The organism is Micromonospora sp. NPDC002411 (genome assembly GCF_053592955.1).
Window position 1 is genome coordinate 1 of record NZ_JBSFBM010000243.1, and the last position, 10,472, is coordinate 10,472.

Here is a 10,472-nt window from a genome sequence, read left to right on the forward strand (position 1 = left end):
GCCCGGAGAGCGGTGTGGCGGGGAACGGCACCGGTGCGACGCTCGCGGTACGCGCCGAGCGGTCCCGCGCCGGTCCGGGCCAGACGCAGGGCGGCGGCCCAGCGGCGAGGGCTGCGCATCACCCAGGACAGGACGCGCATCGCGGCCCGTTCCGCGGGTGGGTGCGGTGCCTCCTGCCGGAGGTGGACCAGGATCTCCGGAATGTTGATCTTCACTGGGCACACGTCGTAGCAGGCGCCGCAGAGCGTCGACGCGTACGGCAGGGAGGCGTTGTCGGCCACGCCGGTCAGCTGCGGCGACAGGATCGCGCCGATCGGCCCCGGGTACACCGAACCGTACGCGTGCCCGCCGGCCCGCTCGTACACCGGGCACACGTTGAGGCAGGCGGAGCAGCGGATGCAGGACAACGCCGGCCGCCCGACCGGGTCGGCCAGCACCGCGGATCGGCCATTGTCGACGAGCACGACGTGCACGTCCTGCGGACCGTCGCCGGGGGTGACGCCGGTCCACATCGAGGTGTACGGGTTCATCCGCTCGCCGGTCGAGGATCGCGGCAGCAGTTGCAGGAAGACCTCCAGGTCACTGAAGGTCGGCAGCAGCTTCTCGACGCCGACGACGCTGATCAGCGTCTCCGGGAGGGTGAGGCACATCCGCCCGTTGCCCTCGGACTCCACCACGACGAGCGTGCCGGTGTCGGCGATGGCGAAGTTGGCGCCGGACACGGCGACCCGGGCCGAGAGGAAACGTCGCCGCAGGTGAACGCGAGCCGCCTCGGCCAGCGCGGAAGGCTCGTCGGTCAGGTCGGCCGGGACGTCCGGCATCCGACGCTGGAAGATCTCCCGGATCTGTGTCCGGTTGTAGTGGATCGCCGGCACCAGGATGTGCGAGGGGGTGTCGTCGCCGAGCTGCACGATCAGCTCTGCCAGGTCGGTCTCGTACGCGGCGATCCCGGCCGCCTCCAGGGCCTCGTTCAGCTCGATCTCCTGGGTCGCCATCGACTTGACCTTCACGACCTCGTCGGCCCCGGCGGCCCGGGTCAGCTCGACCACGATCCGGCAGGCCTCGGCCGCGTCCCGGGCCCAGTGCACTGTGGCGCCGGCGGCGGTGGCGGACGCCTCGAACTGCTCCAGCAACTCCGGTAAGCGGCGTTGGACGTCCGCCTTGATCGCGGAGCCGGCGTCGCGCAGGGCCGCCCAGTCGGGTACCTCGTCCACCACGCGGGCGCGCTTGGCGCGGATGGTGCGGGTGGCCCGGTGCAGGTTGGCGCGCAGTTGTGTGTCGGCGACGGCCGGTCTGGCCGCGGTGGGGAAGGGCAGTGGCGTGCGGATGCGTCCGCTGCCGGTGGCCGGTGCGATCGGAGGGTTCACGGAGTGGCCCCCGTCGAGGCGAGGATCTCCGCGTAGTGCATGGCCCGTACGCCGGAGCGGTGGCGGTCCAGGCCGCCTCCGATGTGGGCCAGGCAGGAGTTGTCGGCGGCGGCGAGCACCCGTGCTCCGGTCTCACCGACCCGGGCGCACTTGTCGGTGAGCATCGCGGTGGAGACGTCCGGGTTCTTCACCGCGAACGTGCCGCCGAAGCCGCAGCACTCCTCCGCGTCACCCAGCTCCACGAGGTCGATCCCGCGCACCTGGCGCAGCAGTTTCAGCGGTCGGTCGCCCAACCGCAGCATGCGCAGGCCGTGGCAGGTGGGGTGGTAGGTGACAGTCTCCGGGAACTCCGCACCGACGTCGGTGACGCCGAGGACGTCGACGAGCAGTTCGGACAGCTCGTAGGTGCGGGCGGCCACCGACGCGGCGGGCGGGTGCAGGCGGGGGTACTGGTCGCGGATCATCGCGGTGCACGACCCGGACGGCGCGACGACGGCGTCGTAGCCGTCGAAGACGTCGACGTAGTTGCGCACCATCGGCATCGCCTCGGCCCGGTAACCGGTGTTGGCGTGCATCTGCCCGCAACAGGTCTGCCGGTCGGGGAACTCGACGGTGTGGCCGAGCCGCCGCAGGATGCGGGTGACCGCGATGCCGGTGGCCGGGTACGCGAGGTCGTTGATGCAGGTGATGAAGAGGGCTATGCGCACGGCGGCTCCTCGGACGGGTCGGGGTGGTTCACGCCGGGTCGCGCGGTGCTCCGGGTGCGGGAAGCTGGTCGAAGGCGGGCAGGTGGCGTTTCCGGGCGGCGATCAGGTGGGCCCGCATCGCCCCGGTGGCGGCGTCGGAGTCACCGGCGCCGATGGCGGTGGCGATGCGCTGGTGCTCGGTGTTGGTGTCCGGCGCGCCGGTGACCGGGAAGTACAGCCGGTGCAGGTGCAGGTGGGAGTGCAGCCGCGTGATGCTGTCGCGCAGCAGCGGGCTCCCGGCGACCTCGGCGATCAGGTCGTGGAACGTGGCGTCCAGCGCGGTGAACGCGGCGTGTCGGCGGTATCCGTCGCCGGCCTCCACGTCGATGCTGGCCGCTGCCTCGGTGCTGATCCGCTGCCGCTCCTCGGCGGAGGCGTGGGCGGCGGCCCGGCCGGCGGTGGCGCACTCCAACAGCAGTCGGACCTCGAACAGGTCGTCGAACTCGGCGCGGGTCAGCAGCGGCGTGGTGGTGTAGCCGGACAGCGGGCGTTTGCGGACCAGTCCGTCGGCTTCCAACCGGGCGAGCGCCTCGCGTACCGGGGTGGGGGAGACGTCCAGCTCCCGGGCGAGAGCGTCGATGTTGACCCGCTCACCCGGCGGCAGGATGTGGTCCATGACCAGGGTCTTTATCGACTCGTAGACGTCATCGGCGAGGGTGAGCCGACGGGCGGGACGGAGTCGGCCCTCGCGAGTTTCCTGCTGGGCCATCTCGTCTCCTCAACAACCCCTTGACTGCGCTCGTGTGAGCCGGTACACCAGCACAGGCAGCATCCTATAGGAAATAGGCGCACCTGCTCTGGAGGTTGGTTCGTGAAGTTCATGCGCGTCGGGCCCGTCGGGCAGGAGCGTCCCGTGCTGTACGTCGACGGTCGACACTTCGACCTCTCATCGGTCACCGACGACATCGACGGGGAGTTCCTCGCCGGTGACGGCGTCCAACGGGTCCGTGCGGCCACCGACCTGCCGGAGATCGATGTGACCGGCCAGCGGGTCGGCGCGCCGCTCGCCCGGCCCGGGGTGGTGCTCTGCGTCGGGCAGAACTACGCCGCGCACGCCGCCGAGTCTGGCGCCGAGCCACCGACCGCGCCGATCATCTTCTACAAGGCACCCAACACGGTCGTCGGGCCGTATGACGAGGTCCTGATCCCGCGCGGTTCCACGAAGACCGACTGGGAGGTGGAACTGGCGGTGGTGATCGGGCGTCGGGCCCGCTACCTCGCCTCACCGGCCGACGCCCTCGACCACATCGCCGGGTACGCGCTCTCCAACGACGTGTCCGAGCGCGACTTCCAACTCGCCGTCTCCGGTGGCCAGTGGTCGAAGGGTAAGTCCTGCGAGACGTTCCAACCGCTGGGGCCCTGGCTGGTCACCGCCGACGAGATCGACGACCCGCAGGCGCTTCGGCTGCGCTCCTGGGTCAACGGCGAGCCCCGGCAGGATTCCAGCACCAAAGACATGATCTTCGACGTGGCTCACCTGGTCTGGCACCTGTCCCAGTACACAGTCCTGGACCCGGGCGACGTCATCAACACCGGCACCCCGGAGGGGGTGGCGCTCTCCGGCCGGTTCCCGTACCTGGCCGCCGCCGACGTGATGGAGGTCGAGATCGAGGGCCTCGGCCGGCAGCGCAGCCCGCTCGCGAACGCCTGATGGCAGGGGAGAGAAGCATGCGGTGTGACGGCCTCGTGGCGGTGGTGACCGGCGGTGGCTCGGGAATCGGAGACGCCTGCGTACGGGCGTTCCTAGCCGCCGGCGCCCGGGTCGGTGTCCTCGACCTGGACGTGTCGGCCCTGCCCGAGGACCCTCGCGTCCACGGCGTACGGGCCGACGTGGCCGACCGGTCCTCGCTGCGCGCGGCCGTCGCCTCGGTCGCCGAGGCGTTCGGGGGCGTCGACATCCTGGTGAACAACGCCGGCATCTCGGCGGTGGGCACCGTGGAGGAGGACGACGACGAGCAGTGGAGCACTGTGCTCGACGTCAACGTCTCCGGCGTGGCCCGCACCAGCGCCGTCGCCCTGCCGTACCTGCGCCGGTCGTCGTCCGCCGCGATCGTCAACATCTCCTCGATCGCGGCGACCGTCGGCCTGCCCCGACGCGCGTTGTATTCGGCGTCGAAGGGCGCCGTGCACGCCCTCACCCTCGCCATGGCCGCCGACCTGGTCACCGAGGGAGTCCGGGTCAACTGCGTCGCCCCCGGCACCGTCGACACCCCGTGGGTGGCCCGCCTGCTCGCCGGGGCGGCCGACCCGACGGCGGAGAAGCGGCAACTGGCCGCCCGCCAGCCGACCGGCCGCCTGGTGACCGCCGACGAGGTCGCCGCCGCCGTCGTCTACCTTGCGTCGCCCGCAACCGGCTCGGTGACCGGCACGTCGCTGGCGGTGGACGGCGGCATGTCCGGCCTGCGCCTACCCGCGCCCGCCGGAGGCAGATCGGGTGCGTGACATGATTGCGCGATGGGCAAACAGCAGGACGTCGGCGCGGCCGACCAGCACAGCGCGTCCGGCACCACCGACCACCGTCCGATCGGTGGCGACGCTGACGCTCGGCTCGCCCTCGCGCAGGACCCCACCACGCCGCAGATGACCCTGATCGACCTGGCGTCCGACCCGTCGGCAGTGGTCCGTAAGACGGTCGCCGCTCGGCCCGACGCCCCCGCGCAGGCTCTGCGACCGCTGACCAGGGACCACGATCGTCAGGTCCGCGAGGCGGTGGCGAGGAACCCGTCCTCCTCGGTCGGCAACCTCATGCGCCTCGTCAAGGACGACGACCGGTGGGTCCGGTGGGCGGTGGCCGGCAACCCGGCCTGTGACGAGTCGATCCGACGGGTGATGTCGGAGGCCTCGGACAAGGAACTACGCGGACTCCTCGCCGAGAGCCGCGAGCTGGAGCCCGAGTTGGCCGCGCGGCTGATCGACGATGCCTCACCCGAGGTACGCGAACGGCTCGCCACCCACACCCACGACCCCGACGTGATCACCGCGCTGCTGGCCGATCGCACCGCCCGCGTACGGAAGGGGCTCGCCCGCAACCCGCGGACCACCGCCGACCAGCGCAGCGCGCTCGCCGCGGACCCGGTGGTCGACGTCCGGGCCGCACTGGTCCGCACCCTCGAGTTGGACGAGGCGGACCTGGAACGCCTGGTCGACGACCGCGCGGTGCAGGTCCGACTGGCGATGGCGACCTCCGAGGTCGTCCCGCCGCATGTCCGGGAGGCACTCACCCGCGATCCCGACGACATGGTGGCCGCTGCCGCCCGGGACTTCCGGCCGGGTGCGGGCACCTCGTCGGCGGTGCGGGCCCCCCGCATCGGCCACCGCCCCTCCAGCGCCGGCCCGGGTCGCCGGGGCGACTCCCGCCGCTAGGGCGAGAACCTGCCGCCGCTAGCGCGGGGACCTGACGTTCCCATGATCAAGTGTTGAAAAATAGCTTCTAGGGCACTCGCTGAGCTACTTTTCATCACTTGATCATCGGCTGATCCGGCAGCAGCGGGCATCGCATGAGGGTCCCATGGACCTGATGCCGTAAACGAGTCACGACCTCGACCACTCCCGGCCGTCGGCGAGGCCTACGCGGTTGGCTGTCCATCCAGTGCGGCGACGAGAGCCGTGAACCCGGCATGGATGTCGTCGCTGGTCTCGGCGGTGTCCCGGTTGAGCCTCGGGCGGACCGCCAGCGGAGTGCAGCAGGCGAGCGGCACATCTTGTTTCACAACAGGGTGCGACGGTGAGGCTGATTCGAAATCCATCTAGACGGAGATGAGGCGTCCGCCAATAGGAGATAGCCCATGTCCCGCGTCCAGCTCACCCTTCGCGTCTCCGACCTCGAAGGTTCGGTCGCCTTCTACTCGAACCTGTTCGACGTCGAGCCGGCCAAGCGTCGACCCAGCTACGCCAACTTCGCCGTAAAGCACCCGCCAGTGAAGCTCGTCCTCATCGAGGGTGAGGCCGGGCAGCCCACGGTCATGGACCACCTGGGTGTGGAGGTGTTCTCCACCGACGACGTCAACGCGGGAGGGCGACACCGAATGTTGCTACGCCCTTCAGGGCAAGGTGTGGGTGCGCGGCCCCGGCAGTGAGCCCTGGGAGGTCTACACCGTCAAGGCCGACGCCGACGCTTTCGCCACGGTGAGTGCCGAGGCGTCTCGATGCGGCGGACCGGCAGTCAGCGAGGATGGAGCGTGCTGCCGCTGATCGGGGCGTTTGCGGAACGCTGCACCGAATGTAGGAGTTATTCGCATAAGAAGGCATAACGCGAGTGTTGCTCGACTACGTTCCCCCTGGGTGCGACAACCGATTTGTCGCTTTCTGCACTGATTCTGGCGTGCAGAGACACGGGGTACGGAGAAGAGCGAGGTAGCTCGATGTCCAACCATCGACACCCGGACGTGGATGACGTGGCGGTCGACCAACCACGCCCGCCGAAGAAGCGGCGGGCTCGCTGGTTCGTCGCCGGAGTGGCAGGGCTGACCGGGGTGGCTGGCCTGGCCGTCAGCGCCCCGGGAGCGCTCGGCGGCAGTGGTCTGCTTGCTGCCGGAGAGCGGGTCCTGACCGGCAACACCCGCCTGGCCGACGACGACCGAGGCCAGCACTCGGACGGTCGTGACGGCAAGGACCACGACAAGGGCGACCAGTGGGACGGCGGACGCGACGCCAAGGACGTGCCCTGTAGCGCCGACGAGTTGATCGCAGCGATCGTCCGGGCGAACGCCGGCGACGGGGCAACGCTCCGGCTCGCCAAGAAGTGCACCTACACGCTCACCCGGTCGGCGCCACCGCCACACGTACCCTTCGGCCCCGTCGGTCTGCCGATCATCACTCAGCGGGTCACGATCGACGGGAACGGCGCCACTATCGTTCGCGCCGCCAGCGCCACACCGTTCCGCATCCTCGAGGTCGGAGCGGGCGGCGACCTGAAGATCCGCGACGTCACCATCAAGGGAGGCCACGACACCAGTGGGCTCGGTGGCGGCGGTGGTGGCATCCGGATCGACGTCGGGGGCCAGGCCACCATCGAGGACACCAGCGTGGTCTACAACCAGACCAACGGGCCGGGCGGCGGGATCGCCAACTTCGGCAACACCAGGATCGTCGGCCGCGGCGAGCACGAGGCGGGCAAGGGCCGCGACGGCAAGGGCCAGGACGGCAAGGGCCAGGACAAGCGGGAGTACGGCGAGAGCCGGATCAGCGACAACAGCGCGCTCTTCGATGGTGGGGGTGTCTTCAACAACGGCAACCTCACCGTCAAGAACACCACTCTCAACGACAACCACACGATCGGCACCGTCATCATCCTGCCGATCGGCGGCGCGGGCGGCGGGCTGTCGAACTCCAGCGTCGCCACGCTCGACAACGTCCGCGTCCACCACAACAGCGCGGGCTTCCGCGGCGGTGGTATCCGCACCGGCATCAACGCCACCACCACGGCGCAGAACATCGAGGTCACCGAGAACACCACCCGCAGTGAGGGCGGCGGGATCTTCACCGACGGCATCCTCCACCTGACGCACAGCAAGATCAGCCGCAACGACGCCGGCCAGCGCGGCGGCGGGATCTTCAACCAGATCGGCCGGGTCGTGGTCGAGAACAGCGAGATCAGCCAGAACGCCGCCAGCACCGGGAGCTCGGTGGAGAACGGCGGCGGCATCTACAACGGCAGCGGTGAGGTCGTGCTGCGGAAGGTGCACGTCAACCGCAACAAGGCCGTGGGCCCGGAGTCGCGGGCGGGCGGCATCTTCAACAACGGCACTGTCACCATCACCGAGTCGAAGGTCACGGAGAACCTCTCGGCCCTGGCGCCGGGCGGGATCTTCAACGAGGGCGGCCAGGTCACAGTGGACGAGAAGTCGGTCGTCAGCGAGAACCGGCCCACCAACTGCACGCCCAGCGCGCCTCCGGTGGAGAACTGCTTCGGCTGACCATCCGGTCGCCCAACGGCGGCGCTGGATCCACCGAACAAGGGCACCGGCCCCTCCACGCATCGATCACCAGATCGGATCCGTGGAGGGGCCGGTGCCCTGTTTCCGGGTGACCGTCCTCGTCAGGGGTGATCAAGGCGCCTGGTCGCGGCCAAGGTCGACGTCGGGGGCGACGGTCTGCTCCCACAGTGACTTCATCTCGTCGAACGCCTGCTCCATCAACCGCACCATCGCCTGGCGGGCGCGGTCGCCGTCGCGCCGCTGGATCGCCTGGGCGACGTCCGCGTGCATCTGGAGGGCTTGCTGGTGCGGGTGGTGCGGCATGAGGTGGTGTTTGTGTCGGCCGGTCAGCACCTCCGCGACCAGATCCTGAAGCCGTACGAACATCTCGTTGCCGGAGGCGAGCAACACCCGCCGGTGGAACTCGATGTCGAGGTGGAGGAAGCGCTCCTCGTCGCCGGCCTCGCCGGCCGCCCACATCTTGGCGGCGAGCCCGACCAGATCGCTCGCCTCGTCGTGGCCGATCCGCGTCGCGGCCAGGAGGGCCGCGTGCGGCTCGACGGCGGTGCGTAGCTCGGTGATCGACCGGAGCTGAGCCATCCGGCCGGCCGACGCGAGACGCCACCGGATCACCTGCGGGTCGAAGACGTTCCACGCGCTCGCCGGCAGGATCATCACGCCGACGCGGCGGCGGGCCTCGATGAAGCCGATGGACGCCAGGACCCGCAGCACCTCGCGGACGACGGAGCGGGAGACGGCGTACCTGTCGACCAGCTCGTCGATGTTGAGGACCGCCCCGGGTGCCAGCTCACCGCCGCAGATCGCGGTGCCGAGGTGGTCGAGGACGCGGGCGTGCAGCCCTGACTCGGCAGGGACGACGGCAACCTCTAGTGAGGACGATTCCACGCAAAGATCGTATCAGTTAGATGTACCCCTTGAAATAGTCTGCTTTTTGCGCCTAGCATCCCGATGTTAAGCGGATGTAACACCGAGGTAGCGGCTCCCTTAGGGGCGGTGACCACGACAGAAGGCGAGACAAGCGTGCGACGTCGATCGATAATCGGCACTTCTCTGGCCGTGGTCGCAGCCATGGGCCTGACCGCCTGTGGCGGCGACGACGGCGGCGAGGGCTCGAAGACCGTTCGCGTGACACTGGTCAACCACGTCTGGACCGAGAACATCAAGAAGGCCCTGCCGGAGTTCGAGAAGCAGACCGGGCTCACTGTCGAGGTCACCCAGCTCGGCGAGGACCAGCTCTCCGACCAGTACAACGTCAAGCTCAACGCCGGCTCCACCGACCTCGACGTGATGATGTACCGGCCGTTGCAGGAGGGGAAGCTGTTCGGCAAGAACAAGTACCTCGCCGACCTGGGCAAGAACGCCAAGTCGGACAGCGCCTTCGAGCTCGGTGACTTCCAGGCCGGGCCGATGCAGGCGACGACCTATGAGGACAAGGTGGTCGGGGTGCCGATCATCACCGAGCAGGAGGTCCTCTACTACCGCAAGGACCTGCTGACGAAGTCCGGCTTCACCGCGCCGCCCAAGACCCTCGACGAGCTCAAGGCGCAGGCGGCGAAGGTCGAGGCCGACAACCCCGGCGTCGCCGGCTTCGTCGCCCGGACCGGCAAGGCCGCCGCCGTCACGCAGTTCTCCAGCTTCCTCTTCAGCTTCGGCGGCGACTTCGTCGACGGCAGCGGCAAGGCCACCGTCAACACCGAACAGGCCAAGCAGGCGTACGCCTACTACGGCGGGCTGCTACGCGACCACGGCCCGGAGAACATCAGCACCGACATGAGCTGGTCCGAGGCCATGGCCATCTTCACGCAGGGCAAGGCAGCCTTCTACACCGAGGCCAACTCGCTCTACAAGAACGCCACCGACCCGACCAAGTCCAAGGTCGTCGACACCGTCGGCTTCGCCGCCTTCCCGGCGGGTCCGGCCGGATCGAAGCCGTACAACATCCCCTCCTGGGCGCTCGGCGTGAACGACAGCTCGGAGAACAAGGACAACGCCTGGAAGTTCATCCAGTGGGCGGCCGGCAAGGAGCAGGCGCTGGCGCAGCAGACCGCCGGCGTCCCCGGTGCCCGCACCTCGGTCTGGGCTAACCCGGCGAGCACCGCGAGCCTGCCGAAGGACCTCGCCGAGGCCAACACGGCCAGCACCGCCAACGGCGTCGGCCACGACCGCCCACTGGTGGTCAAGGTCGCGCAGGCGCGAGAGATCGTCGGTCAGCCGATCGTCGACGCGATCACCGGCAAGGACGCCGCCGCCTCGGCGGACACGGCCAACGCGGCGTTCCAGAAGTTCCTCGACGACGAGGCGAAGTAGCCCGACCGCCGGGCGGCGGAGCCGACGGGCTCCGCCGCCCCCCCGGGACCAGACCCCCCAACCCCGAGACCCCACCATTCAGCCGGCATAACCCCCCCCACCCACCCCCCCCACGG

The 10,472-nt window shown here is 69.7% G+C and carries 9 protein-coding genes and 1 pseudogene; 6 read left to right on the plus strand and 4 right to left on the minus strand.

The window, feature by feature from the left end:
- From ACWCO3_RS24735 to ACWCO3_RS24745, 3 genes are all read right to left on the minus strand, one after another.
- The coding region (locus ACWCO3_RS24735) for a LutB/LldF family L-lactate oxidation iron-sulfur protein (protein ID WP_450012279.1) at window positions 1-1,367 on the minus strand (1,367 nt) is incomplete at its 3' end.
- Window positions 1,364-2,074 carry a (Fe-S)-binding protein gene (locus ACWCO3_RS24740; protein ID WP_145780339.1) on the minus strand — a complete coding sequence of 237 codons (711 nt, stop codon included), beginning with the start codon at window positions 2,072-2,074 and terminating at the stop codon, window positions 1,364-1,366. The genes ACWCO3_RS24740 and ACWCO3_RS24735, both read right to left, overlap by 4 nt.
- A 28-nt stretch (window positions 2,075-2,102) precedes the next feature.
- Complete coding sequence (locus ACWCO3_RS24745) at window positions 2,103-2,822, minus strand: GntR family transcriptional regulator (protein WP_450012281.1); 720 nt, start codon at window positions 2,820-2,822, stop codon at window positions 2,103-2,105.
- A gap of 102 nt (window positions 2,823-2,924) precedes the next feature.
- Between ACWCO3_RS24745 and ACWCO3_RS24750 the strand changes: the two genes are divergently transcribed.
- From ACWCO3_RS24750 to ACWCO3_RS24770, 5 genes and pseudogenes are all read left to right on the plus strand, one after another.
- Complete coding sequence (locus ACWCO3_RS24750; RefSeq protein ID WP_145780341.1) at window positions 2,925-3,764, plus strand: fumarylacetoacetate hydrolase family protein; 840 nt, start codon at window positions 2,925-2,927, stop codon at window positions 3,762-3,764.
- 17 nt (window positions 3,765-3,781) lie between these two features.
- Window positions 3,782-4,555, plus strand: coding sequence for an SDR family NAD(P)-dependent oxidoreductase (locus tag ACWCO3_RS24755; RefSeq protein ID WP_145780342.1), 774 nt, complete (start codon window positions 3,782-3,784; stop codon window positions 4,553-4,555).
- A gap of 12 nt (window positions 4,556-4,567) precedes the next feature.
- On the plus strand, window positions 4,568-5,476 hold the full coding sequence (locus tag ACWCO3_RS24760; protein WP_145780343.1) for a hypothetical protein: 909 nt from the start codon (window positions 4,568-4,570) through the stop codon (window positions 5,474-5,476).
- Window positions 5,477-5,898: 422 nt separating this feature from the next.
- Window positions 5,899-6,304: pseudogene (locus ACWCO3_RS24765) on the plus strand (ArsI/CadI family heavy metal resistance metalloenzyme).
- A gap of 170 nt (window positions 6,305-6,474) precedes the next feature.
- Window positions 6,475-8,028, plus strand: a complete 1,554-nt coding sequence (locus ACWCO3_RS24770) for a right-handed parallel beta-helix repeat-containing protein (RefSeq protein ID WP_450012284.1) — start codon at window positions 6,475-6,477, stop codon at window positions 8,026-8,028.
- Between the two features lie 132 nt (window positions 8,029-8,160).
- Here ACWCO3_RS24770 and ACWCO3_RS24775 read toward each other — a convergent pair whose 3' ends face one another.
- Entirely contained in the window at window positions 8,161-8,934 is a 774-nt protein-coding gene (locus ACWCO3_RS24775; RefSeq protein WP_450012286.1) for a FadR/GntR family transcriptional regulator, read from the minus strand.
- Window positions 8,935-9,117: 183 nt separating this feature from the next.
- On the opposite strand from ACWCO3_RS24775, the gene ACWCO3_RS24780 reads away from it, so the two are divergent.
- Entirely contained in the window at window positions 9,118-10,356 is a 1,239-nt protein-coding gene (locus ACWCO3_RS24780) for an ABC transporter substrate-binding protein (protein WP_244311658.1), read from the plus strand.
- The last annotated feature ends 116 nt before the right edge of the window (window positions 10,357-10,472 follow it).